The sequence below is a fragment of the Eoetvoesiella sp. genome (assembly GCF_035555955.1).
Lineage (GTDB): Bacteria > Pseudomonadota > Gammaproteobacteria > Burkholderiales > Burkholderiaceae_B > Eoetvoesia.
In genome coordinates, this window is sequence record NZ_DATMGA010000007.1 from 15,680 (window position 1) to 38,325 (window position 22,646).

Here is a 22,646-nt window from a genome sequence, read left to right on the forward strand (position 1 = left end):
GGTAAAATCGGGGGAATTTCACAGAGAGGGGCGTACCACATAATGTTTCCACAACGACTGGCCGACGGCTATAAATCGTTTCTCAATGGGCGGCTCGCGCAAGAGCGCGAGCGCTACGAAGAACTGGCCGAAAAAGGCCAGCATCCGGAAATCATGCTCATCGGTTGTGGGGACTCCCGCGTCGCGCCCGAGACTATTTTCGACGCCGGCCCCGGCGAGATGTTCGTGGTGCGCAACATCGCCAATCTGGTTCCTCCTTGCGAATCTGATACGGAAGGTTCTTATCACGGCACCAGCGCGGCCATCGAGTTCGGCGTGAACGCGCTCGAAGTCAAGCATATCGTGGTCATGGGCCATGCAAGCTGCGGAGGCGTCAAGGCGTTCGCCGACAAGGCGCCGCCGCTGACCAAGCCCGATTTCATCGGCAAATGGATGTCGCAGATCGCCCCGGTGGCCGAGCGCCTGGGGCCGGTGGGCGACGACCGCGCGGGCTGGATCCGCCGCCTGGAGTGGGCGGTGGTCGAACACAGCATGTCCAACCTGCTTACCTTTCCCGCTGTGCGCCAGCGGGTGCAGGACGGGCGGCTGACGCTGCACGGCGCTTATTTCGGCGTGGCGACCGGCGTGCTGTTCGTGCTCGATCCGGATACCGGGCGGTTCGAACCGTGTACCGAAGGCTGAAAAAACAAACAGGAGCTGTCGAATCATGCTGGACACCCATAGCAAGATCGCCGTAGTCGGCGCTGGCGTCATCGGAGCAAGCTGGGCGGCGCTTTTCCTGGCCAACGGCTTCAAGGTCGTGGCGACCGATCCCGGCGAGGGCGCCGAGGGGCGCTTGCGCGGCTGGGTGGATGCCTACTGGCCCGCGCTGGAAAAGCTCGGCCTGGCGCCGGGCGCCTCCAAGGACAATCTGTCGTTCACCGCCGACCTGGCCGAAGCGGTGAAAGGGGCCGCCTTCATCCAGGAAAACGGCCCCGAGCGCCTGGACGTCAAGCATGCCATGCTGGCCACCATGGAAGCGGCAGCGCCCGTCGATGCGATCATCGCGTCGTCCACCTCGGGCCTGAAGGTCAGCGACATTCAGGCGGGCGCCAGGCACCCGGAGCGCATCGTGCTGGGCCATCCGTTCAATCCGCCTCATCTGATTCCTCTGGTCGAGGTCGGCGGCGGTGCTCACGCTTCGCCGGAAAACGTGGACAAGGCCATGCGGTTTTACGCAAGCGTCGGCAAGAAGCCCATACGTGTCGGCAAGGAAGTCGTGGGCCACATCGCCAACCGCCTGCAGGTGGCATTATGGCGCGAGGCAATTTCCCTGGTCGAGCGCGGCGTGGCCACGGTGGAAGACATCGACACCGCCATCTCCTATGGGCCCGGCCTGCGCTGGGCTCTGCTCGGGCCCTTCCTGAACCTGCATGCGTCCGGCGGCCCTGGCGGCATCACCCATGTACTCGAGCACATCGGTCCCGCGCAGCGCGAATGGGCCAGGGACCTGGGCGCCTATCCGGAAACCGACGACTACATTGCACCCATCGCCAAGGGCGTGGACGAGGAGCTCAAGGGCTACGACTTCGCCCGGACGCTTGCCCAGCGCGACGAGCTGCTGGTGGAGCTGCTTGCCGCCAAGAGCAAGGCGACGCAAATTCCATAGCCCGCAAAAACAGCAGGCCAAAAAAATGGGAGCCCGAATGACCTCGGGCTCCCATTTTTGTTGCAGCTCGGACTGTTTCTACCGCCCACGCTTCTAGGCGGACTGGCCCTCGCCGCCCGCGGGCCGTCGGGCATTTGGCTTTTGTGAAGCCAATTGCCGTTTGCGCTCGGTCCATTCCTGGCAAAGGCGATGCGCATTGGCCCGCGCATCCGCCATATAAGCGGCGGAGCCGGTGGGTGTCGTCAGCTCGAAGCGCAGGCCGTTCGGATCGAAGACATACATCGACTTGACGAAGTCGTGATCCGTGACGCCCAGGACTTCGTAGCCGGCATCGCTCAGGCGCTTGATGGCGGCCTCGATTTCTTCCACGGTATCGACCTGCATGGCGATGTGGTTCACCCAGGACGGCGTATTGGGCGAGGGCAGCGCCTTCTGGTCGTCGCCCAGGTCGAAGAAGGCAATGCAGGATCCGTCCGCCATCTCAAAGAATATATGCACGTAGGGGCAGTATTCGCCCGTGCTGGGGACGTGGTCGGCCTTGATGACGTGCACCAGGGGCAGCCCCAGCAGGTCCTCGTAGAAATGGCGCGTTTCCTCGGCGTCCCGGCACCGGAATGCGTAATGGTGCAGTCCCTTGACGGTAAATGGTGGCTTCATCTTCTTTCCTTCCGGGGTTGGCGGTCAATTAGCATAACGCCATTGGCCGTTCTTGATGGTAACCAGAACCTGGCTGCGCTGGTCGGCGCCGTTATGGTTTTCAGGCGACATGTTGTAGACGCCTTCGGGCGTGACCAGGTCGGTGGTCTGTTCTATGGCGTCGCGCAGCGCCGTCCTGAACTCCGGCGTGCCGGGCTGGGCGGTTTTCAAGGCCTTGGGCACGGCGTTTTCCAGCAGCAGAAGGGCGCTCCAGGCGACGCCGCCGGCCAGCGAGCGGGTTTCGGGGCCGAATTTCTTTTCATAAAGATCGACGTATTCGGTGGCGACTTTCTTGATGGGGTTGCTGCTGGGCAATTGTTCCGCCACCAGCAGGGGGGAGGCCGGCATGAACGTGCCTTCCAGGGCCTTGCCGCCGACCCGCAGGTAGTCCTTGTTGGCGGCCGCCTGCGTCTGGAAGAACGAGCCCTTGAATCCGCGATGCACCAGCGCCAGCTGGGGCATGGCGGCCGGAGTACCCGGCGCCACGATGAGGATGGCGTCCGGTTTGCTGGCCAGCATCTTCAGAGCCTGCGATACGAAACTGGTGTCCGTGCTGCCGTAGCGCTCGATATCGGTGATTTCGAGTCCCGACTTCGGCGCGGTGACTTTCGCGACATCGACGAAAGTCTGTCCGTAGGCGGAGTTGACCGCGACGATGCCAAGCCGTTTCTGCCCGCTTTTCTTCATCTTGTCGAAAGCGACCTGGAGCTGGATGGCTTCGGAGGGAGGCGTCTTGAAAGCCCATTTGCGCGCCGCATCCATCGGCGTCACAATGGCGCCGCCGCCCGCCATGGCGACCATGGGCGTGCGGGATTCGCTGGCGACCTGCAGGACCGCCAGCGAACACGGGGTGCCCGACGGGCCGGCGATAAAATCGACCTTGTTTTCCGTGACGAACTTGCGCGCCACCAGGGTTGCGGTCGTGGGGTCGGAAGCGTCGTCGAGTATGGTGACGTTCAGTTTCTGGCCGGCGATTTCCTTGGGCCATAGCTGCACGGTGTTGCGCTCGGGAATGCCGATGGAGGCATATGGCCCGGTCAAGGACAGCACCACGCCTACGTTAATATCGGCCTGGGCTTGTCCGTATATGCCCAAAGCCAGAACACCGATAGCCAAATGTTTGAGGTATTTCATCCGTCTGTCTCCTGGATAGAGTTTTTTAGAAAAAGCATTTTTATTAACTATTGCGAAATAAATTTATATTGGCATTTATTTCATGTCAATAAAAAATTTATTTGAAATATTTGCAGGTTTAATCCGATCTTTGGCTTTCTCCTGTCTCCCACGTCGATTACGGAGTTTTTGTTGTCATGCCTAAAGCACCATCGGTCATCAGCCGGGTAGTCGCCATCCTTGGCGCATTCAGCGAGCGCAAATCGTTGATCACGATCGAAGAAATATCGGCCATGCTGGACATCAGCACCGCTTCGGCATACCGCTACATGAGCGACCTGACCCAGGCCGGCCTGCTGTCGCGCACCTCCGGCAGCTATCGGCTCGGGCCGAAAATCATCGAACTGGAATATTTGTTCCAGTCGTACGACCCGATACTCCAGGCGGGGCGCGACTTGATGGAGGGGCTGGCGGGGTTCACCGGCTGCAACGTCCTGCTGTGCAATGTCTATGACCAGGCCCTGGTGAACGTCATGCACGTAACCGGCAAGCATCCGATCGACGTGGCGTACAAAAAGGGGCAGCGCATGCCTATTTTCCGGGGAGCGCAAGCGCATATTCTTCTGGCCTACATGGACATCCGCAAGCTCAAGCGCCTGTACGAGTCGGCCCTCAAGGATCCGGCCATCGCGCCGGATGCCCTGGCTATTGGGGAAGACTGGCGCGCCTTCTTGAAGCAGATACGGCAGATACGCAGCCGGGGCTATTATGTTTCCGAGGATCAACTGCAGCCGGGGGTAACGGGCATCGCCGCCCCGGTGTTCGGCGAGAAGCAGGAAATCCTGAGCAGCCTGGTGCTTATTTTGCGCAACGACAATCCGCCCTCGATGAGCCAGTCGACCCTGATCGAGCTGGTGGCCCAGGGCGCCAAGCAGATCTCGAAGAGGATCGAAGAGCTGTCGGCCGGCGTGGCTTGCGCCGCGGAGCCGGAAGGAAGCTAGCGCCCGCCATCACCTGCCTCGGTGCATCGGCCGATCCGCCGCGCCTGCGGCGGTATGGTCGGGGCGGGGGTACGGCCTGGCCGGTCAGTGTGCCTCGTCGTCGGCCAGGTGGTGCAGCTTTTGCGCCACTTCGTTCGCGCGCAGCGCGACGATGGCGGCCAGCCCTTCGGTGTTGATCAGGGCCCGGCGTTCGACCGACAGGGTAAGGGAAATCACCGCCACGGCGCCGATGCCGGGCACGGCGATCGGCGCGGCGATGCCCACGGTTCCCTTGTCGACCTCCTGGTCCGATACATAGTGGCCTTGCTGCCGGATGCGGGCAAAGTAGGCCTTGAAACTCGGCCAGTCCGTGGCCAGTTCCCGCAGCTCGGGGTCGTCCCGATGCTTGTCGAAGATTTTCTTGAGGCGGGCGGGCGGCAGGCAGGCCAGCATGACCTTGGAGGCCGAGCCGTGGAACAGCGGCAGGGGCCGCCCCCGGCCGAAGGTGACCCCGCTGTCGTGATAGCCCTTCTCGTGGTGCACGTTGATGATCTCTTCGTTGTACATGCGGCACAGGATGGCGTCGCAGCCGGTTTCGGCCGTCAGCGCCTTCATGATGTCGCGCGCGGTCTTGAGCACGGGGTCGGATTCGCGGATGCGGTAGTCCAGGGTAATGATGCGGGCGCCCAGCCCGTAGCGCCCTGAATAATTGGCCAGGAAGCCTGTTCGGCTCAATTCGCGCGCATAGCGGAAGGCGGTGGGCCGCGAGACATTCAAACGCTCGGCAATGTCTTCGGCCGTCAGCAGGGTGTGGGCCTCTGAGTACAGATCGAGAACGTCGGTCATGCGGGAGAATTTGCTCATGGCTGGAATCATAGCTGGAATTCCGGGTGGCCGAGCGTCTTGCCGGCCTGATTCAGGTTGGGGTTTTTCTTATAGTATCAGTTATTGACACTTTTTTGATTCTGGATCACAATCCGTCGAACGGCCTGTTCGTGTGCTTATCCCGGGTTGTTGGGCCCGGCCCGATCGTGGGCATGGTCAATCCCTTTTTTCACCAGAATTTTCAAGGGCTTTGGGAGAGTCGGATCTGTGGGGCAAGCACGACAGCCGGTAAGGCTCTTTGCCTTCCCGGAAAGCAGCAGCAGGCAAGAAAAATAAAAGTATCAAATATTGAGGTAATACGAATTACAGCAAGGTTGAATCCTTGCACCGGGCTCGTCGCCGAATCCCAGGCGCCGGCATCCCGTCCCCCAGAAAAAGGAGCAAGAGACTCATGCATCAGCCCACTCTGCAACCGCATTCGTCCGGTTATTTCACGTACGAGATCTTCCCGTTTGTGCGGCCGCCCGACATGGGCGCCCAGCCGCCCGTCCGTCATCCGGTGGTCATCGTCGGCGCCGGGCCCATAGGGCTGGTGCTGGCCGTCCAACTGGCGCGGCACGGCGTCAAGCCCATACTCATCGAATCACAGGCCCAGGTCGGCGGCGGCAGCCGGGCCCTGGCGCTGGCCCGGCGAACCATGGAAATCATGGAGCAGTCCGACGTGGCGCCCGAGTTCCTGGAGCAGGCCATTGTCTGGCATGAAGGGCACAGCTACTACAAGAACCGTATCGTCCATCATCTGGACATCCCCTATACCGAAGACGACAAGTTCGCGCCGATGACGAATCTGGCGCAGTGCATCGTCGAAAAGCTTCTGGTCGACAAGGCGCGCGAACTGGGCGTGGATCTGCGCTTCCAGACCCAGTTGCTGGGCATGGAAGAGGGGGCCGACGCGGTCACGCTTACGCTGGACACGCCCGAGGGCGAATACCAGATCGAAACCGAATGGCTGGCGGCCTGCGACGGCGGCCGCTCCACGGTGCGCAAGCTGCAGAACCTGCGCTTCGAGGGCGTGTCGTATGAAAGCCGCTTCCTGATCGCCGACTTCCTGATCGACCTGGACGAGCCGCCCGGCCGGCGCTGCTACTTCGACCCTCCCTGGCTTCCAGGCCACGCCGCGCTGGTGCACAAGGCGCCGCTGGGCGTGTGGCGGCTGGACTACCGGGTGCCCGACGACGTCTCGGACGAGGAAGCGCTGGATCCCGAACGGATTGCCTCGCATATTCAAAGCCAGCTCGACTACATAGGCGTGGATCTGCCCTGGAAGATCGAATGGATCACGCTGTACAAGCCCAACAGCCTGACCCTGGCCAGCTACAACCACGGGCGGGTGCTGTATTGCGGCGACGCGGCGCATCTGCTGCCTGTGTTCGGCGTGCGCGGCCTGAATACCGGCGTGCAGGATTCCATCAACCTGGCCTGGAAGCTGGCGGCCATCGTGCACGGGCAGGCCAGTGCGGGCCTGCTCGACACCTACACCAGTGAACGGGTGGCCGATGCGCGTGAAATCTGCTTCGAGGCAGGACGCAGCACACGCATGATGGCGCCGCCTTCGCGCGGGTTTCACATCATGCAGCGGGCCGCGCTGTCCCTGTCGTTGAATCACGAATATCCGCGCGGCCTGCTGCACTGGCGCACCTCGCATCCCATCGATTACGCAAGCAGCGCGCTGACCGTGGTGGACGAGAGCGACGTCCGGTTCCAGGCCGGCCCGCGTCCCGGCGCGCCGGCGCGCAACGCCCGCCTCGACACGCAAGACCCGAACACGCCGTTCCTGCTTGATTCTTTTCAGCCTGCTTTCCAGGTGCTGGTGTTCGGCGCCGACGAAAGCCTGTGGAACGCGGCGCGCGAAGACGTGCTGAGCCTGCGCGAGCAAGGACTGAAGGTCCGCCTGCTGTCCATCCGCAGCGATGGCGTTCAGCCGGAGGGCGCCGACGCCGTCCTGAACGATCGGCAGGGCAACGCCCAGGCGCTTTGGGGCGCGGAAGGGGGCGCCGTCTATGTGCTGCGGCCCGACCAGCATGTGGCCTCCCGCTGGAAGCCCGGCAGCCCGGCGCGGGCGGCTCGCATCATTACACACATCTTGTCCGTGGGCGGCCCGGTCCACGAACACGAGGGGAAATAATCATGAGCACTTTGCGATTCGAAGAACTGGAAAACATCTACGACGAACTGGCCACGGCCATCGATGCCGCCGGCCCTGAACAGGAAAGCGTATTCCTGGCCAAGCTGGTGCTGTCCCTGGCCCATGAGTTCGGCAATGCCGAGCGAGTGTCCGCGCTCATTCAGGATTGCCTGCACGAACCCGTTACCGAGCTGGCTGCCGGTACCCGCCTAATCTGACCTCAAAGGAAATCACCATCATGCAAACGCTTGACCATCAATGGGTGCACGTCAGCTATCTGGAAACGAGCAAGTTCACGGAAACCTATGGCTTTGTGGGCAGCCAGGGCACGGTGAACCTGGAGGGGGTGCTGATCAAGCCAAAGCAGGGCGCTTCGGACACCGTGTTCCTGATGATGCATCCGGCCAGCACGCTGCAATTGCTGCCGCTGCCCAATGCCGTCGCGCAGGCCGGCTATCCGGTATTGTGCATGGGCAGCCGCTACGTCAAGAACGACTCGGCGCTCATCTATGAAAAGGTGGCGCTGGATCTGGGCGCGTGCGTGCGCTATGCCAAAGAACAATTGGGTTACAAGCAGGTCATTTTGCTGGGCTGGTCGGGAGGCGGGTCGCTGGCCTTGTTCTATCAGTCTCAGGCGCAGCAGCCCACCATTACCGAGACGCCCGCCGGCGACCCGGTCGACCTGAAGTCGGCGGGCCTGATCCCTGCCGACGCCGTGGTACTGGAAGCCGCGCACCGCTCGCGCGCCCGCTGCCTGGCCGACTGGATCGATCCTTCCGTGCTGAACGAACTGGATCCCGAACAGCGGGACAGCAGGCTGGACCTGTATTCGCCGGACTTACCCGAACGGCCGCCGTATTCCAGCGATTGGCTGGCGGCCTATCGCGCCGCGCAGCTGGCGCGAGTGCGGCGCATTACCAACCGGGTAGAGGAAACCCTGGACTTTCTGCGCCGGCGCGGCACCGACGAACTCGAGCGTGGTTTCGTCACGCATCGCACCATGGCCGAGCCGCGCTTCCTGGACGGAACCATCCAGCCGAACGACCGGCCCATCGGCAGCTGCTATCTTGGCGTGCCCGAAACCGTCAACACCGGCCCGGTGGGGCTGGCGCGCTTTTCCACCTTGCGTTCTTGGCTGTCGCAATGGTCCATCGATCACTCACGGGCCGACGGCGAAACCTGCGCGGGCCAGATCACCGTTCCCTTGCTGGCCATCGAGCACAGCGCGGACGATGCCGTGCCTCAGCCGGACATCGGGCTGATGTACCAGGCCTGCGCCAGCCAGGACAAGCAAATGCATTGCATCAAGAATGCCAATCATTACTTCAAGGGGCAGCCCGAACAGCTTGCGCAGGCCGTGACGCTAATCACGGACTGGACGCGCGAACGCAATTGGTAGGCGCATGATGGATATTTCCCAGGATCGGCCTCTGAAAGGGGTGCGCGTAATCGAGATGGGCTCCTTGATCGCGGGGCCGTTCGCCGCCAAGACGCTGGGCGACTTCGGTGCGCAGATCATCAAGATAGAACCGCCCGGAACCGGGGATCCCCTGCGGACCTGGCGCAGTCCGGACAACGAAACCTCGGTGTGGTGGCATGTGCAGTCGCGCAACAAGCAGTCTGTCGCCATCGATCTGCGCCAGCCCGAGGGCCAGGATATCGTAAGGCAACTGGCCGCCGAGGCCGACGTGCTCATCGAGAACTTCCGCCCCGGCACCCTGGAGCAATGGGGGCTGGATTACGCCACGCTGTCCAGGCTCAATCCCGGGCTGATCATGCTGCGGATCTCGGGCTACGGCCAGACCGGCCCTTTGCGCGACCTGCCGGGCTTCGGCGTGATCGCCGAGGCCATGGGCGGGCTGCGCTACATTACCGGGGTGCCGGGCCAGCCGCCCGTTCGGCCCGGAATCAGCATCGGCGATTCGTTGTCGGCGCTGCATGGCGTCATCGGCGTGCTGCTGGCGCTGTACCATCGCGCCGCCAACGGCGGTCAAGGGCAGATGATCGACGTCGCGCTTTACGAATCGGTCTTCAACCTGATGGAAGGCGCGCTGCCCGAGTTCGACCGCCATCATGCCATGCGCGAGCCGGCGGGCAGCGCCCTGCAAGGCGTTGCCCCCACCAACGCCTATCCCTGCGCGGATGGGCGCCATATTCTCATCGCCGGCAACGGCGACAGCATTTTCAAGCGCCTGATGCAACTGGTGGGCCGGGACGACCTGGGCAATGACCCCCGCCTGGCCAGCAACCCCGGCCGCGTCAAGGAAATGGCCCTGATCGACGAGGCCATCGCCAGATGGACGAGCGAGCGCGGCCTGGACGAGGCCTTGCGCGAATTGGCGAGCGCTCGCATTCCTGCCGGCAAAGTCTTTACAATCAAGGATATTGCCGAAAACGAGCATTACCAGGCGCGCGGCATGCTGCGCAGCATCCAGTTGAAGGACGGCTCCACGCTGCGCGTGCCGGGCGTGGTGCCCAAGCTGAGCGCCACCCCCGGCGGCTTCGACGCCGGCGGGCCGGAGCTGGGCGAACATACCGCCACGGTTTTGCGCGCAGCGGGCATTCCGGAAACCGTTTTGGCCGAGTTGCGCGCCAAGGGAGTCATAGCATGAGTACCTGGAACCTTCCCCAACGGGGTCAGCGCGTCCACATCCAGGAAGTGGTGATGCGCGACGGGCTGCAGATCGAGCCCATCTTCGTGCCCACCGAAGACAAGGTGGCCCTCATCAACGAACTGAGCCGCACGGGCCTTCCCAAGATCGAGGTTTCTTCGTTCATCTCGGCCAAGGCGGTTCCGGCCCTGCGCGACGCAGAGGCCGTATTCCAGGCCATCGACCGTGTTCCGGGGGTTGCCTATGCGGCGCTGGTGCTGAACATCCGCGGCGCGGAGCGCGCACTGGAGTGCAAGGTGGACGAGATCAACCTGGTGGTCTCGGCCAGCGAAACCCATAACCTGGTCAATACCCGCATGACGCGCCGGCAGTCGCGCCGGGCGTTGCGTGAAATCATCGCCATGGCGCGCGGGCGGATGGCCATCAATGTGTCGGTGTCCACGGCTTTCGGCTGTCCCATGGAAGGCGAGGTCGAGCCCGGCGAGGTGCTCGATATCGCGGACGAATTTGCGGCCCTGCAAGTGGATGGCATTACCTTGTGCGACACGACGGGCATGGCCAATCCGGCCCAGGTGCATGGCCTGTGCGCCGGCCTGGCGCAGCGCTGGCCCAAGACGAGGCTGGCTCTGCATTTTCACAATACCCGGGGCATGGGCCTTGCCAATGTGCTGGCCGGCCTGGCGTCGGGCATCCATCATTTCGATGCTTCTCTGGCCGGCCTGGGCGGCTGCCCGTTCGCGCCCGGCGCAACCGGCAATATATGCACCGAAGACGCGGTGCATATGCTGCAGTCAATGGGCTACGACACCGGAATCGACCTCGACCGCCTGTTGGCTTGCTCGAAGCAGATTCCCGAACTCGTGCATCATGGCGTGCCCGGCCAGGTGGTGCATGCCGGCCCCTGGAATACCCGCCATCGCGTGCCCTCCGACTTCGAGGCCATACGCACGCGGGCCCTTGAACGGGATGCGCAGCAGGCCTGATCTCGCGGGCTTCGCGCGCTGTGCGGGGCGGTAGCGGCTTATCGCCCGGCGGCGCGCGCTTGCTGCAGAGTCCATGGAACCACCTCGGCCGCCAGCCTGTCGGCAGCCGCACCGAAGGCGTCCACGACCTGCGGGACTTCTTTGCCTTGCACGGCTTGCGCCACGGCGAAGCGGCGCGTGGCGATGCTGCGGTTGGTCTTGGACTGCACCAGCGATGCATCGTAGCGAATATGCACGACGGGCGCGCCGTCTTCGTAAACCACCTGAAAAGCCGTCAGATCGCCTATCAGCCTGAAATCGGTATCGAGGCCTCCCGAGCCGCCGAGGCTGATGGCGTTGAACTGCCCGTCGTCGCGGAATGCACCGGCCAGGCGATTGCGCAGCAGGACGGGCGCCGGATCGGTCCAGCGTGCGCCGCTGTATGCGCTGATCCGGCTGCCTTGCGGCACGACCAGTATGCGGGTGCTGTCGGTGACCTGGCTGCTATGAGGTGTTGCGATGCGCAGCGATGCGGACAGCCTGTCTTGTGTGGCGGCTTGCCGGGTCTGCTGCGCGGCGGGGAGCTGGTAAACCGCCAGCGTCTCGGATTTCGGCAGTATCGAGCAGGCCGACACCAGGAGCCCTGCTGTCAGGATGGCCATGCGGCGGATGGTTTTTGTGCGCGGGAGCGAGGCGGTCATGGTTTGAACTCCTGTAGTTTTTCTCCGCCCAGCAGATAGCTGGCCGGGTCGTCGTCCAGGCGGCGGGCTACTTTCTCGAGCGCGGACAATGTGGTGCGAAGCTCTCGCAGGGTGGGCCCGAGTTCGTTCATGCCTTGCATGCTTCCATTGATGGCTCCTGTATTGCGGCTCAGTATTTCGTCGACACTGGCACTGGCTTTTTCCAGCGAGGCCATGGCCCGCTGCGCGCTGTCCAGCGTGCGCGCGCCCTGGTTCCTGACCAGGCCGTCGGTGTTGCGCAGCAGCTCGGTGGCCTGGTCCAGGGCGACGGTGGCCTGCTTGCCGGCCTTGGTCAGCGAGTGCAGGGCGGCCGTCACGTTCTGCTGCTGGCCGCTCATGGAGTTGGCAACGTGCTCGAGCGATTCCAGCATATTGGCCAGGCGCCGCGCGTTGTCCGGAGACAGGATCGCCTTGGCATTCATGACGAGCTCGGTGATGTTGGCCATCAGGTTGTCGCTGTTGGCAAGCAATTGGGTAAGGGAGGAGGGGGTGGCGATGATGACGGGATCCCGGCCGGTCAGGGCGGGGCTGTCCGGCGTGCCGCCGCTGAGCTCGATGACGGAGCTGCCCGTAATGCCGGTCATTGCCAGCTTGGCCTGAGTGTCCTGCTTGATGGGGATGTTGCCCACCACCCGGATATGGGCCCGGACCTTGCGGGGGTCTTGCGGATCGAGCGAAAGATCGGTGATGTCGCCGACCTTGATGCCGCTGTACTGCACGGCGCTGCCGCGCGACAGGCCCCGTACCGCCTCGTTGAAAATGACCGTGTAGTGCCGCAGTTCGACGTCCTGATACGACGACTTGCCCAGCCACAGCGCGAACAGCAGGGCGGCGCATGTGACGATGACGGTGAAAAGACCGATTAACACGTGATGGGCGCGTGGCTCCATTATCTGGACTCCTGGGCCTGTTGGCTGGCAAGGCTGGCCGCGCGTCCGCGCGGCCCATGGAAGTAGTCGTGCACCCAGGCATCGTCTACGGCTTCGACGACCTTGAGCGTGTCGGCCACCAGAACCCGTTTGTTCGAGAGCACGGCCACCCGGTCGCAAATAGTGTAAAGGGTATCGAGATCGTGGGTCACGAGGAAAACCGTCAGTCCCAGGGCATCCCGCAAGGTCAGTATCAGTTGGTCGAACGCGCCCGCGCCGATGGGGTCCAGGCCGGCGGTGGGCTCGTCCAGGAACAGGATTTCGGGGTCCAGGGCCAGTGCGCGGGCCAGGGCCGCGCGCTTGATCATGCCCCCCGACAGCGAAGCCGGGTAAAGCTGGCCGGCTTCCACCCGTAGCCCGGCCATGGCGATTTTTACGCTTGCCAGCCGCTCGGCTTCGGCACGGTCCAGCCCTGTGTGCTCGATGAGCGCCATGGCGATGTTCTCGGCCACCGTCAGCGACGAGAACAGCGCGCCTCTTTGGAACAGCACGCCGCAGCGTCTTTCGATTTCAGAACGCTGCTGCGCCGACTGCGTAAGCGCATCCTGGCCGAAGAGGCGCACCGTGCCCTGGGCCGGCTTTTGCAGCCCGACGATGGAACGCAGCAGCACCGACTTGCCGGTGCCCGAGCCGCCCACCACGCCCAGGATCTCGCCCCGGCGAACGTCCAGATCCAGGTCCTGGTGCACGACATGGCTGCCGAACTGGTTGCGCAGGTTGCGCACTTGGATGATGGCGTCGCCGTCGGACATATGGGGGCTGGCTACCATTTCATCTCCATGAAGAACAGCGCCGCCAGCGCGTCGAGCAGGATGACGAGGAAAATGGACTGCACCACGGCCGACGTCGTGTGCTCTCCGACGGACTGCGCGCTGCCCGAAACCTTGAAGCCTTCCATGCAGCCGATGATGGCGATGACGTAGGCGAAAACCGGGGCTTTTACCATGCCGAGCACGAAGTGCCGCACTTCGATGCCTTCTTTGAATATGGTGAAGAACATGGTGGGCGAGATGCCCAGCGACACGGCGCAGACCAGGGCTCCGCCCAGAATGCCTGCGGCCATGCCGATGAAGGTCAGCAGGGGCATCGAGACCAGCAAGGCCAGAATGCGGGGCAGCACCAGCACGTCGATGGGGCTCAGGCCCAGCATGCGGATGGCGTCGATTTCCTCGTTGGCCTTCATGGACCCCAGTTGCGCGGTGAACGCGCTGGCGGTCCGTCCCGCCATGAGAATGGCCGTGAGCAATACGGCGAACTCGCGCAGAAAGGAAAAGGCGACCAGGTTGACGGTATAGATGGTGGCGCCGAAATCGGCCAGCACGGTTGCCCCCAGGAAGGCGATGACGGCCCCCACCATGAAAGTCAGCAGGGCCACGATGGGAACCGCGTTCAGCCCCGTGTCCTCGATTTGCGCGACTATCGAGGTGACGCGCCAGCGTCCCGGGTGCACAGTGTTGCGGATCAGCGCCTCGAGCGTCAGGCCCATGAATCCGAGCAGGGCCACGGTTTGCCGCCAGATCTGCTCCGTGCTTTGCCCTATGTGGGCCAGCAGGTCGGAGATCATGGAGGTCTTGGCGGGGGGAGGGCTGGCGTCGGCAAGGGCCTTGGCGGCGGCCACTGTTTGCAGCAGGGCGCTGCGCTCGGCGGAAAGCGGCGATTGCGGGCCTGTTATGGTTCCGGCAAGCTCCTGGCCCAGCAGATCCACCAGGCGCGAGGCGCCGGCCGTGTCCAGGGCGGCAAGGGCCGAGCCGTCGATACGGCTGGCCGCCAGCGCGGCATTGCCGTTGTCCTGAGCATGGAAGCGCGCAATTTCGCGCCCGATCGCTACGTAGTTTTTCAGCGTCCAGTCGCCGCGCAGAGCCAGGGTATGCGGCTGGCCGGCGCCATCCCACGAAAAGAAGGTGAAGTCGGCCCGCGTCATGCCGCGCCGTGGCGATAAGCGTGCAAATACATTGTGCCGTGGTGGTCAACTATTTGCGTGTTCATGCAACGTCCTTTTTTGTCGTGGGCAGGCTTTGATGCAGCGATTGGGGTGGTATTGTAGACCAGTGCGCCGCCATTGCGAAGGACAAGAAATATGGATCGTCTCCAGGTCATCGAAACGTTTGTGCGCGTTGCCCAGACGCAGAGTTTCGCGGAAGCCGCCAGGCAGCTCCGGATCGCCCGCTCCGCCGCCACGACCCGCGTCAAGAAACTGGAGGAGTACGTCGGGGCGCCTTTGTTCCATCGGACAACACGAATGGTTCGCCTGACCGAGCTCGGCCAGGCTTATCTGCTCGAGTGCGTGGATCTGATCACGCGGGCGAATGGCGTCGTGGATCATATGCGCGACGCGCAGGGGCAGTTGTCGGGTGCGTTGCATATCCACGCATTGGCCGGCCTGGTGCTGGGGCGCTTTGCCGAGTTCTTGCACGAGTTCAAATCCTGCTACCCGGATATCCGCCTGAACGTTACGGTGAGCGATGACATGGTGGATCCTGTAAAAGCGGGGGTGGATTGCGTTCTGCAGATATTTCCGCCAGCGTCCTCGGAACTGATTTCGCGGCGCCTGTATCTGTTGCGGCGGGTTTTTTGCGCCAGCCCCCGGTACCTCGCGCGGTTCGGCCGGCCCAAGGAGCCTCGCGACCTTCACAAGCATTCCGTGGGGGTGTACTCGGGCTATCCCAGCCGGGATCGCTGGACTTTCTATCGGCGCGGAGAGCAAACCACGCTCTATCTAACCCCTTCGATGCTGACCAATAGCGTCCATCTTTTGAGGGAGCTCGCGCTCGAGGACGACGTGATAGTCTGCTTACCCACGCTGGCGGCGTCGAACGAGCTGTTGCGGGGCGACCTGGAGGTTGTGATGCCGGATTACGACCTGTCTTCATTGTGGCTGCGCGCCGTCTACGCAAGCACGTCCCGCAATGCGTTCAAGCTGCGCCTGTTCGTGGAAATGCTTATTTCGACGTTCAACGACGTGCCTTCCTGGGATGCCGATCTCATTGCCAAGGGGCTGTTGAACAAGCGCTTTGTGGAGCCCCAGGAATAGGGGGTGGCCACGCCCTCAATCAGGTATTTCCCTGAATATTGTTCATTAACCAAGAATAATGTGATCCGGGATCGACGGCTACCGCTTTCGTCCTTCCGGTCCTAAAGTCAAGGTTTTGCCAACGGATGCCTTGATTCGGCCCGGGGCGTCAACTCCACCAAGGCGTTTGTGCAAGGGCCGGCCTGCGGTGCATCGCGCATGTCCACCGATACCGGGCGCTATGCAAGCAGCCATGGCTCCTTCTGGAATTTCGTGCCGCTGTCGATAGGCGTGAAGACGCTGGGTGATCATGTGCGTCCGCATGGCGTGCGTTGCGCCGTTGCGGGCAGGAAGCCGTTATCGAATCAAAATCCAGGATGGTTCATCTGGTGAAATTCCTTCAAGTATCGGTTGAGATGATGAGGTCAACTCCGTAATCTAAACATCAGGATCAGCTCTTTTCGAGCGGGTAAAAACCCCAGACCGGATCGACCCGGCGGAAAAATCAGGAGACAAAATGGATGCCGAAACTTCCAGCACCGTGCGCAATGTATTGTTCATCATGGCCGACCAACTGCGTTGGGACTATCTTTCGTGCAATGGACATCCGCATCTGGAAACCCCCAATATCGACGCCCTGGCGGCCAGGGGCGTCAACTTCAGCAAGGCGTTCGTGCAGGGGCCGGTCTGCGGCGCATCGCGCATGTCCACCTATACCGGCCGGTATGTAAGCAGCCACGGCTCCTTCTGGAATTTCGTGCCGCTGTCGATAGGCGTGAAGACGCTGGGCGATCACGTGCGCCCGCATGGCGTGCGTTGCGCCGTCGTGGGCAAGACCCATGTCGAGGCCGATGTCGAGGGGGCCGCGAGGGTGGGCCTCGATATTTCCGAGGGCCCTGGCCTGCTGGCGATGGAAGGCGGATTCGAGCCCTTTGCCCGCGACGACGGCACCTGGCCGCCTGGCTTCAAGGTGCAGGGCAATCAATATTGCGATTGGCTGCGCAGCCTGGGCTACGAGAGCGACAACCCATGGCACGACTATGCCAATTCGGCTCGCGGCGCCAACGGCGAGATACTCAGCGGCTGGCACCTGCGCTGGGCCGAGCATCCGGCCGCCATCCGCGAAGAGCACAGCGAGACACCCTATACGACCGACCGCGCCATCGACTTCATGCGCGAGGCCGGCGACCAGCCGTGGGTGCTGCATCTTTCCTACATAAAACCGCATTGGCCCTACGTGGCGCCGGCCCCCTACAACGATATGTACAACAAGGAGCAGATCGTTCCGCCCGTGCGTTCGGCGGCCGAGCTCCAGGACCAGCATCCGGTTTTGCGGGGGTTCCGCAGCTACCTGCCAAGCCAGAGCTTCTCGCGCGACGAGGTGCGCGAGAAAGTGGTGCCCGTCTACATGGGCCTGATCAAGCAGCTGGACGACCAGTTGGGCAAGCTGTTTGCCTATTTGCGCGAAAGCGGGCGAGATCAGGACACGCTCATCGTTTTCACCAGCGACCACGGCGATTATCTGGGCGACCACTGGCTGGGCGAAAAAGAGCTGTTCCACGATACGGCCGTGCACGTGCCGATGCTGGTGGTCGACCCGCGCGAACAGGCCGACGCCACGCGCGGCACGGTCGTGGACGCCCTGGTGGAGGCAATCGACCTTGCGCCGACTTTTCTGGACGCCCTGGGCCTGCCCGCGGCGCCGCAATGGCTGGAAGGCAGGTCGCTGATGCCTTGGCTGCACGGCAAGCCGCCCGGGCAATGGCGGCAATATGTCGTGTCGGAGAACAGCTATGCCTTTCGCGACGATGTGCGCCTGCCCCTGAACAGGCCCGTCGATGGTTGCCAGATGACGATGCTGCGCACCGAAGACTGGAAGTACGTTCATTACGAAGGACTCCCCCCGCAACTGTTCGATTTGCGGCAGGATCCGCAGGAGCTCGAAGACCTGGGAAGGTCGGACGGCCATGCGGCGGTGAGGGAGCAACTGCAGGGCCTGCTTTTCGACTGGTTTCGAAATCGCAAGCGCCTGACCACCATGGCCCCGCAGGACATCGAGGCCTGGAACGCCCGCGAGCTGGAGGTGGGCATCAATATCGGCCTCTGGTGAACCGGCGGCGTTCCGATATTTCTACTATATAAATCAGGAGACAACCATGATTCGCACCCTCAAGATATCGCTGGGCATGCTCGGCTTTTCCATTGCCGCGCTTCTGGGCACGGCGCCCGCCCAGGCCACCACCACGCTGCTCATCAACACTTTCCTGCCGGCCCCCCACATCATGAACGCCAAAGTCCTTGTGCCCTGGGCCAAGGCCGTGAACGAGGCGACGGAAGGGCGCGTCAAGATACAGATTCCGCCGGCAAGCGTGGCGGCGCCCGACCAGCTTTGGAACGCCGTGCGCAACGATGTCGTGGATGGCGCGTATTTGTTCAACGGCATCGTCTCCAGCCAGCTGAAGCTGATGCAGATGCCGCAGCTGCCGTTTCTCGGGACCTCGGCGCAGGCCAATTCGGTGGCCTTATGGCGCACCTACAACAAGTATTTCAAGGCGGCCGGCGAATACCGGAAAGTGCATCTGCTGGCGCTGGTCGTCTTCCCCACGGGGATCATGTACGGCATGGCGGATCCTATCAATTCCGAGCAGGATCTCCAGGGCAAGAAGGTCTGGGCGACGCCGGGGGTGCCGGCCAGAATGATGTCCATGGCGAATGCCGGCGTCATCTCGACGCCGGCGGCCAAGATGAGCGAAGTCGTGGCCGGGGGCTTGGTCAGCGCCTTCGTGGGGATCCCCGACATGGATGCGCAAGGCTTCAAGGTCATGCGCTATGCCAAGTACGCGACCACCGTGCCCGGCGGGCTTTCCGCACCTTCTTTTTCGCTGATCGTGAATCGCAAGAAATGGGAGTCTCTTTCGCAGCAGGATCGCGACATCATCACCAAACTGTCTGGCGAGTCGTTTGCCAGGCGGATGTCGGCGTTTGACGATGCCGAGAAGGCGGCCCATGCCGAAGCCGTCAAGAGCGGCGTCGTCTACCATGCCGCCTCGCCCCAGTTCGTCGCCGAGCTGCGCAAAAGCGCCGACGTGCTCACGAAAGAATGGCTGGCCACCGCGAAGCGCATGAATGTGAACGGCGAAGACGCGCTGGCCTACTACAGCAGCCAGTCCGCCGCGGACGGCAAGCCCGCCGGAGACGCTCAATGAGCGGCGGCGCCCAGCTTCAGCCCCCGACGGGAACGGCCTTTGTCGAGACGGGCCCGCTTGGAGCCTGTGTGGCCGTGCTGCGGGCCATGTGCGCAATCGCCTTGATATTCATCATGGGAGTGACCGTCGTCGATGTGTTCATGAGCCATTTCTTCGCTTCGCCGATTACCGGCAGCGCCGAAATGGTCATGTTCGCGATGGCGATTCTCATTTTCTCGGCGTTTCCGCTGGTGACCCTGCGCGAGCAGCATATTTCGGTCGGCATCCTGCATGGCCGCCTGCATGGCTTCTGGCTGTGGCTGCAGCGCCTGGTCATCCTGGGCGTCAGCCTGCTGGCGTGTTCCGCCATGGCCTGGCAGTTGCTGAACGATGGATACCAGCTTAGCGACGAGCAGCAGACGACCATGGTGCTGCAGCTTCCCCTGGGCCCCCTGGATTATTTCATGGGCGTGCTCAGCGGCGTCAGCGCCCTGGCCCTGGTGCTGCTGCTATTGCGCCATTTCTCCTCCGCGGCCGCGAGGACGACATCATGAGCATGGCACTGATAGGTTTTGCGCTCGTACTGCTGCTGGCGTTCTACGGCGTGCCGCTGGGGTTTTCCATGCTTACCCTGGGGGTCGCTTTGTTCGGCCTGATGCGGGGCTGGGATCCGGCCTTGTCGATGATGGGCCAGACCATTGCCGATCTTGCCGCCAATGACGGTTTGTCGGTGCTGCCGATGTTCATCCTGATGGGCACTTTCATCTACAGGGCCGATATGGCCGAAGAGCTGTACGAGGCGGCCAACTCGCTGCTCGGCCATTTCAAGGGCGGGCTGGCCTATGCCACGGTTCTGGCCAGCGCGGGCTTCGCGGCGATTTCGGGCAGTTCCATCGCCACGGCGGCCACCATGACCAGGGTCGCCATGCCGCCGATGCGCGCCCGAGGCTATTCGGACAACATGGCCAGCGGCTGCGTCAGCTCGGCCGGCACGCTTGGGGCGCTGCTGCCTCCCAGCGTGCCGCTGCTGGTCTACGGCATCATCACGCAGCAGGACATCGGCCGGCTGTTCATCGCGGGCATCATCCCCGGGGCCTTGCTGGGCCTGATGTTCATGAGCGCGATCTGGTGGACGGTGCACCGCCATCCCGAGCGCGGTCCGGCCGGCGAACGCGCGAGCTGGGCTCAGCGGCTGCGCGCGCTTTCCAAGGTGTGGGGCGTTCTGGTCTTGTTCCTGCTGGTCGTGGGAGGGCTGTACGGCGGCTTGTTCACCGCCACCCAGGCGGGCAGCATCGGCGCATTCGGTTCGCTGCTGTTCGCGCTGGCGCGGCGCAAGCTGACGCTGCGGATTGCGTTCGATGCCTTGTGCGAAGCCGCCAAGACCACCGGCATGATCTTCACCATCATTTTCGGCGGCAAGGTATTCGCCAACATGGTGTCGGTCTCGGGGCTCACGGGTCAGTTGGTCGAGAGCATCCAGGCCATGCACCTGCCCGCGGTCGGGGTGGTCCTGGTCATCGTCCTCATCTACATCGTGCTGGGCTCGCTGATGGAGGGGCTGTCGATGATGCTGTTGACGGTTCCCGTGTTCATGGTGGTCGTGCAGCCTTTGGGCATCAACATGATCTGGTTCGGCGTGTTCGTGGTCATGATGATGGAGATCGGGCTGATCCACCCGCCCGTGGGCATGAATATGTTCATGGTCAAGACCGTCATGCCCGACTTGTCGCTTCGGACCATCTTCATCGGGACGCTGCCGTTCCTGATTGCCAATATCATCACGCTTGCCCTGCTGATCGCGGTTCCCTCGTCCACCATGTGGCTGGAGCGACTGCTCCAGTAATCCGGCAAGGCTGTTTTCGCCGTCTTCCCTTTCCCGGGAAGGCGGCGGATTGGCGCTTTCTTCCTGTTTTGAAAGAAAATGTATAGTTTCTCAAAAAATACATTCTGTACTAGAATTGCAGGGTCTAAAGAGCCTATCAACGTCAAAAATGAACAAGCAAGGCAGTTTGACCCAATTGGCGTACGAGCGATTGCGGGCCGATGTGCTGTCCTGCAGGTTCAAGCCGGGCGAGCAGCTTAAAACCAAGGATTTGTGCGAAGACCTGGGCGTCAGCCTGGGCGCTGTGCGCGAGGCCTTGTCGCGCCTTACCGCCGAGGGCCTGGCAGTGGCCGAGCCCCAGCGCGGCTTTCGCGTGGCGCCGGTGTCGGTCGACGAGCTTCGCGACCTGACTTCCACCAGAATCCACATCGAAAGCATCTGCCTCGAACGCGCCATAAAGCGCGGCGATCTTGGCTGGGAGGCCGACCTGCTGGCGGCCTATCATACGCTTTCCCGCACCCCGGAGCGCATTCACACAGAGGGCGCCGTGCGCCTGAACGATGGCTGGGCCAGTGTGCACACCCAGTTCCACCAGAAGCTCATTGCGGCCTGCGATAGTCCCTGGCTGCTGCGCATCCGCCTGCAGCTTTTCCAGCAGACCGAGCGCTACCGGCAGCTTTCCGTGCCGTTCCAGACGGTCGACCGCGACACCAACCAGGAACATTGCGATCTGATGAATGCGGCGGTGGCGCGCAACGTTCCGCTTGCCACGCAGTTGCTGGCCCGGCACATGGAAATCACCATGAACATCGTCATCGCCGGCCTCGCGGCGATCAGCGCGGGGGCCAGCCCCGGCGGCCAGGATCCCAAGCGGGGTTCCACAGTAGCCGCGTGATTTAAAAATGGCCCCCACACTGCGCCGCTAGCGCGGCTTGCTGCCCCCCAAGGGGGCGTTTTTGCCTTGGGTCAGCCCTGCGTCTCGACCTCGGTATTGAAGATGAAGTCGGAAGGAACATCGGGGCCCCACAGGTAGAGCGAGTCTTCGGGGGGGAAGTCGCCCGAGGGCCAGGGCTTGCTTTCGGAGATGTAGTCGATGTCGGCCGAGTACTCGGAGAACGAACCCCAGGGATCCTGCACGTAGTGGAAATAGTTGGAGCCCAGCACATGGCGCCCGGTTCCCCAGCCGTGCTTGTAGCCCGCCGCGTTCATTTGCGACGCGCCTTCGCCGACGTCGTTCAGGGTGGCGACGTCCCACGAGCAATGGTGCCAGCCTTTGCCCGAGCTCTTGGCGAAGGCCACCAGGTGGTGGTCGCAGCCGTGCGGTGCGTGGGTGAAGGCAATGATGTCCAGTGACTTGTCCGACAACTGCAGGCCGATGGAGCGATTGTAGAAGTCCATGGCGCCAAGCACGTCGGGCGTGAACAGCAGGACGTGGGACAGCCGCCGCGGGCGCACCTGCTTGCTTTCCGAGCGGGGGTGCGAGCCGCGCGCGTCGGCGCCCGCGACGGGCACGCTGAAAGGCGCTTTGGACGTCGGCATGGTGCGCTGGCCCTCTTTGACCTGGATGAGGTTGCCGTCCGGGTCGTGAAACCAGAAGCCTTCGGCGGTTTTCAAGGGGGAGGGCAGGTCGAAGCGCCCGCCCGCCTGGCGCGTCTGGCTTTCAATGGTTGCCAGTTCGCCCGCGGCGCAATTGAAGCTCAGGTAGGCCAGCGATTTGTGATCGGACTTGATCAAGCGTCCCCAGCGATGGTTGTCGCCGGCGCGCAGCTGGATCTCGTTGCCGCCGCGCTCGACTTGCAGGCCGAAGTGGGTAAAGAAGTGCTCGGCCTGGTCCAGCGATGGCACATTCAGGGCGAAGTGATCGATGGAATGGATCGCTGCGCCGGCATAGTGTTTGTCTGACATGTCTCATCTCTCCTTTGCGGCGGTGCGCCGGCTC

At 62.9% G+C, this 22,646-nt stretch carries 23 protein-coding genes; 15 read left to right on the top strand and 8 right to left on the bottom strand.

Features of this window, described 5'->3' with window-relative positions; all coding sequences use genetic code 11:
* Nucleotides 1-42 precede the first annotated feature (42 nt).
* Both VNT00_RS01100 and VNT00_RS01105 read left to right on the top strand, forming a co-directional pair.
* A complete protein-coding gene (locus VNT00_RS01100; protein WP_325583629.1) occupies nucleotides 43-681 on the top strand; it encodes a carbonic anhydrase in 639 nt (212 codons plus the stop codon).
* A 25-nt stretch (nucleotides 682-706) separates the two neighbouring features.
* The gene (locus VNT00_RS01105) at nucleotides 707-1,648 is read left to right on the top strand and encodes a 3-hydroxyacyl-CoA dehydrogenase NAD-binding domain-containing protein (protein ID WP_325583631.1); all 942 of its coding nucleotides are present in this window, start codon (nucleotides 707-709) and stop codon (nucleotides 1,646-1,648) included.
* Between the two features lie 93 nt (nucleotides 1,649-1,741).
* On the opposite strand, the gene VNT00_RS01110 is transcribed toward VNT00_RS01105, so the two are convergent.
* Both VNT00_RS01110 and VNT00_RS01115 read right to left on the bottom strand, forming a co-directional pair.
* Entirely contained in the window at nucleotides 1,742-2,305 is a 564-nt protein-coding gene (locus VNT00_RS01110; RefSeq protein ID WP_325583633.1) for a VOC family protein, read from the bottom strand.
* 24 nt (nucleotides 2,306-2,329) lie between these two features.
* On the bottom strand, nucleotides 2,330-3,478 hold the full coding sequence (locus tag VNT00_RS01115) for an ABC transporter substrate-binding protein (RefSeq protein ID WP_325583635.1): 1,149 nt from the start codon (nucleotides 3,476-3,478) through the stop codon (nucleotides 2,330-2,332).
* A 176-nt stretch (nucleotides 3,479-3,654) separates the two neighbouring features.
* Here VNT00_RS01115 and VNT00_RS01120 point away from each other — a divergent pair, with 176 nt between their 5' ends.
* Nucleotides 3,655-4,458 (top strand): IclR family transcriptional regulator, encoded by an 804-nt coding sequence (locus VNT00_RS01120; protein WP_325583637.1) that lies wholly within the window; start codon nucleotides 3,655-3,657, stop codon nucleotides 4,456-4,458.
* 84 nt (nucleotides 4,459-4,542) lie between these two features.
* Here VNT00_RS01120 and VNT00_RS01125 read toward each other — a convergent pair whose 3' ends face one another.
* Complete coding sequence (locus VNT00_RS01125) at nucleotides 4,543-5,301, bottom strand: IclR family transcriptional regulator (RefSeq protein WP_325583639.1); 759 nt, start codon at nucleotides 5,299-5,301, stop codon at nucleotides 4,543-4,545.
* A gap of 412 nt (nucleotides 5,302-5,713) precedes the next feature.
* Here VNT00_RS01125 and VNT00_RS01130 point away from each other — a divergent pair, with 412 nt between their 5' ends.
* Genes VNT00_RS01130 through VNT00_RS01150 form a run of 5 tightly spaced genes read left to right on the top strand, consistent with a single transcriptional unit; the run spans nucleotide 5,714 to nucleotide 11,042 of the window.
* The gene (locus VNT00_RS01130) at nucleotides 5,714-7,447 is read left to right on the top strand and encodes an FAD-dependent monooxygenase (protein WP_325583642.1); all 1,734 of its coding nucleotides are present in this window, start codon (nucleotides 5,714-5,716) and stop codon (nucleotides 7,445-7,447) included.
* Between the two features lie 2 nt (nucleotides 7,448-7,449).
* Complete coding sequence (locus VNT00_RS01135; protein WP_325583643.1) at nucleotides 7,450-7,665, top strand: DUF2783 domain-containing protein; 216 nt, start codon at nucleotides 7,450-7,452, stop codon at nucleotides 7,663-7,665.
* A gap of 20 nt (nucleotides 7,666-7,685) precedes the next feature.
* Nucleotides 7,686-8,846, top strand: coding sequence for an alpha/beta fold hydrolase (locus VNT00_RS01140; protein ID WP_325583644.1), 1,161 nt, complete (start codon nucleotides 7,686-7,688; stop codon nucleotides 8,844-8,846).
* A 4-nt stretch (nucleotides 8,847-8,850) separates the two neighbouring features.
* A complete protein-coding gene (locus VNT00_RS01145) occupies nucleotides 8,851-10,059 on the top strand; it encodes a CaiB/BaiF CoA transferase family protein (RefSeq protein ID WP_325583645.1) in 1,209 nt (402 codons plus the stop codon).
* A complete protein-coding gene (locus tag VNT00_RS01150) occupies nucleotides 10,056-11,042 on the top strand; it encodes a hydroxymethylglutaryl-CoA lyase (RefSeq protein WP_325583646.1) in 987 nt (328 codons plus the stop codon). Before VNT00_RS01145 ends, VNT00_RS01150 begins: the two co-directional genes overlap by 4 nt.
* A gap of 38 nt (nucleotides 11,043-11,080) precedes the next feature.
* Here the strand turns inward: VNT00_RS01150 and VNT00_RS01155 are convergent, their stop codons facing one another.
* Genes VNT00_RS01155 through VNT00_RS01170 form a run of 4 tightly spaced genes read right to left on the bottom strand, consistent with a single transcriptional unit; the run spans nucleotide 11,081 to nucleotide 14,611 of the window.
* Nucleotides 11,081-11,722 carry an ABC-type transport auxiliary lipoprotein family protein gene (locus VNT00_RS01155; protein WP_325583647.1) on the bottom strand — a complete coding sequence of 214 codons (642 nt, stop codon included), beginning with the start codon at nucleotides 11,720-11,722 and terminating at the stop codon, nucleotides 11,081-11,083.
* Nucleotides 11,719-12,651, bottom strand: a complete 933-nt coding sequence (locus tag VNT00_RS01160) for an MlaD family protein (protein WP_325583649.1) — start codon at nucleotides 12,649-12,651, stop codon at nucleotides 11,719-11,721. Before VNT00_RS01160 ends, VNT00_RS01155 begins: the two co-directional genes overlap by 4 nt.
* Nucleotides 12,651-13,460: an ABC transporter ATP-binding protein gene (locus tag VNT00_RS01165; protein ID WP_325583651.1), complete on the bottom strand. Its 810-nt coding sequence runs from the start codon at nucleotides 13,458-13,460 to the stop codon at nucleotides 12,651-12,653. The genes VNT00_RS01160 and VNT00_RS01165 overlap by 1 nt, the downstream gene beginning before the upstream one ends.
* On the bottom strand, nucleotides 13,454-14,611 hold the full coding sequence (locus tag VNT00_RS01170; RefSeq protein ID WP_325583653.1) for an MlaE family ABC transporter permease: 1,158 nt from the start codon (nucleotides 14,609-14,611) through the stop codon (nucleotides 13,454-13,456). The genes VNT00_RS01165 and VNT00_RS01170 overlap by 7 nt, the downstream gene beginning before the upstream one ends.
* Before the next feature lie 156 nt (nucleotides 14,612-14,767).
* On the opposite strand from VNT00_RS01170, the gene VNT00_RS01175 reads away from it, so the two are divergent.
* From VNT00_RS01175 to VNT00_RS01205, 7 genes are all read left to right on the top strand, one after another.
* Entirely contained in the window at nucleotides 14,768-15,721 is a 954-nt protein-coding gene (locus VNT00_RS01175; RefSeq protein WP_325583655.1) for a LysR family transcriptional regulator, read from the top strand.
* Nucleotides 15,722-15,919: 198 nt separating this feature from the next.
* Entirely contained in the window at nucleotides 15,920-16,093 is a 174-nt protein-coding gene (locus tag VNT00_RS01180) for a hypothetical protein (RefSeq protein ID WP_325583656.1), read from the top strand.
* A gap of 124 nt (nucleotides 16,094-16,217) precedes the next feature.
* Entirely contained in the window at nucleotides 16,218-17,810 is a 1,593-nt protein-coding gene (locus VNT00_RS01185; protein ID WP_325583657.1) for an alkaline phosphatase family protein, read from the top strand.
* A 46-nt stretch (nucleotides 17,811-17,856) separates the two neighbouring features.
* Entirely contained in the window at nucleotides 17,857-18,906 is a 1,050-nt protein-coding gene (gene dctP, locus VNT00_RS01190) for a TRAP transporter substrate-binding protein DctP (RefSeq protein ID WP_325583659.1), read from the top strand.
* Nucleotides 18,903-19,439: a TRAP transporter small permease gene (locus tag VNT00_RS01195; protein WP_325583661.1), complete on the top strand. Its 537-nt coding sequence runs from the start codon at nucleotides 18,903-18,905 to the stop codon at nucleotides 19,437-19,439. Before dctP ends, VNT00_RS01195 begins: the two co-directional genes overlap by 4 nt.
* Nucleotides 19,436-20,728, top strand: coding sequence for a TRAP transporter large permease (locus tag VNT00_RS01200; protein ID WP_325583663.1), 1,293 nt, complete (start codon nucleotides 19,436-19,438; stop codon nucleotides 20,726-20,728). The genes VNT00_RS01195 and VNT00_RS01200 overlap by 4 nt, the downstream gene beginning before the upstream one ends.
* A gap of 166 nt (nucleotides 20,729-20,894) precedes the next feature.
* Nucleotides 20,895-21,602 carry a GntR family transcriptional regulator gene (locus tag VNT00_RS01205; RefSeq protein ID WP_325583665.1) on the top strand — a complete coding sequence of 236 codons (708 nt, stop codon included), beginning with the start codon at nucleotides 20,895-20,897 and terminating at the stop codon, nucleotides 21,600-21,602.
* Between the two features lie 71 nt (nucleotides 21,603-21,673).
* Here VNT00_RS01205 and VNT00_RS01210 read toward each other — a convergent pair whose 3' ends face one another.
* Entirely contained in the window at nucleotides 21,674-22,612 is a 939-nt protein-coding gene (locus VNT00_RS01210; protein WP_325583667.1) for a VOC family protein, read from the bottom strand.
* Between the last annotated feature and the right edge of the window lie 34 nt (nucleotides 22,613-22,646).

Excerpts from the sequence above, each read along its gene's own strand:
- VNT00_RS01185 (WP_325583657.1), top strand. The coding sequence starts at position 16,218 with ATGGATGCCGAAACTTCCAGCACCGTGCGCAATGTATTGTTCATCATG.
- VNT00_RS01145 (WP_325583645.1), top strand. The coding sequence starts at position 8,851 with ATGATGGATATTTCCCAGGATCGGCCTCTGAAAGGGGTGCGCGTAATC.
- VNT00_RS01150 (WP_325583646.1), top strand. The coding sequence starts at position 10,056 with ATGAGTACCTGGAACCTTCCCCAACGGGGTCAGCGCGTCCACATCCAG.
- VNT00_RS01180 (WP_325583656.1), top strand. The coding sequence starts at position 15,920 with ATGTCCACCGATACCGGGCGCTATGCAAGCAGCCATGGCTCCTTCTGG.
- VNT00_RS01195 (WP_325583661.1), top strand. The coding sequence starts at position 18,903 with ATGAGCGGCGGCGCCCAGCTTCAGCCCCCGACGGGAACGGCCTTTGTC.
- VNT00_RS01105 (WP_325583631.1), top strand. The coding sequence starts at position 707 with ATGCTGGACACCCATAGCAAGATCGCCGTAGTCGGCGCTGGCGTCATC.
- VNT00_RS01120 (WP_325583637.1), top strand. The coding sequence starts at position 3,655 with ATGCCTAAAGCACCATCGGTCATCAGCCGGGTAGTCGCCATCCTTGGC.
- VNT00_RS01110 (WP_325583633.1), bottom strand. The coding sequence starts at position 2,305 with ATGAAGCCACCATTTACCGTCAAGGGACTGCACCATTACGCATTCCGG.
- VNT00_RS01125 (WP_325583639.1), bottom strand. The coding sequence starts at position 5,301 with ATGAGCAAATTCTCCCGCATGACCGACGTTCTCGATCTGTACTCAGAG.
- VNT00_RS01210 (WP_325583667.1), bottom strand. The coding sequence starts at position 22,612 with ATGTCAGACAAACACTATGCCGGCGCAGCGATCCATTCCATCGATCAC.
- VNT00_RS01200 (WP_325583663.1), top strand. The coding sequence starts at position 19,436 with ATGAGCATGGCACTGATAGGTTTTGCGCTCGTACTGCTGCTGGCGTTC.
- VNT00_RS01165 (WP_325583651.1), bottom strand. The coding sequence starts at position 13,460 with ATGGTAGCCAGCCCCCATATGTCCGACGGCGACGCCATCATCCAAGTG.
- VNT00_RS01160 (WP_325583649.1), bottom strand. The coding sequence starts at position 12,651 with ATGGAGCCACGCGCCCATCACGTGTTAATCGGTCTTTTCACCGTCATC.
- dctP (WP_325583659.1), top strand. The coding sequence starts at position 17,857 with ATGATTCGCACCCTCAAGATATCGCTGGGCATGCTCGGCTTTTCCATT.
- VNT00_RS01170 (WP_325583653.1), bottom strand. The coding sequence starts at position 14,611 with ATGACGCGGGCCGACTTCACCTTCTTTTCGTGGGATGGCGCCGGCCAG.
- VNT00_RS01100 (WP_325583629.1), top strand. The coding sequence starts at position 43 with ATGTTTCCACAACGACTGGCCGACGGCTATAAATCGTTTCTCAATGGG.
- VNT00_RS01115 (WP_325583635.1), bottom strand. The coding sequence starts at position 3,478 with ATGAAATACCTCAAACATTTGGCTATCGGTGTTCTGGCTTTGGGCATA.
- VNT00_RS01140 (WP_325583644.1), top strand. The coding sequence starts at position 7,686 with ATGCAAACGCTTGACCATCAATGGGTGCACGTCAGCTATCTGGAAACG.
- VNT00_RS01130 (WP_325583642.1), top strand. The coding sequence starts at position 5,714 with ATGCATCAGCCCACTCTGCAACCGCATTCGTCCGGTTATTTCACGTAC.
- VNT00_RS01135 (WP_325583643.1), top strand. The coding sequence starts at position 7,450 with ATGAGCACTTTGCGATTCGAAGAACTGGAAAACATCTACGACGAACTG.
- VNT00_RS01155 (WP_325583647.1), bottom strand. The coding sequence starts at position 11,722 with ATGACCGCCTCGCTCCCGCGCACAAAAACCATCCGCCGCATGGCCATC.
- VNT00_RS01175 (WP_325583655.1), top strand. The coding sequence starts at position 14,768 with ATGGATCGTCTCCAGGTCATCGAAACGTTTGTGCGCGTTGCCCAGACG.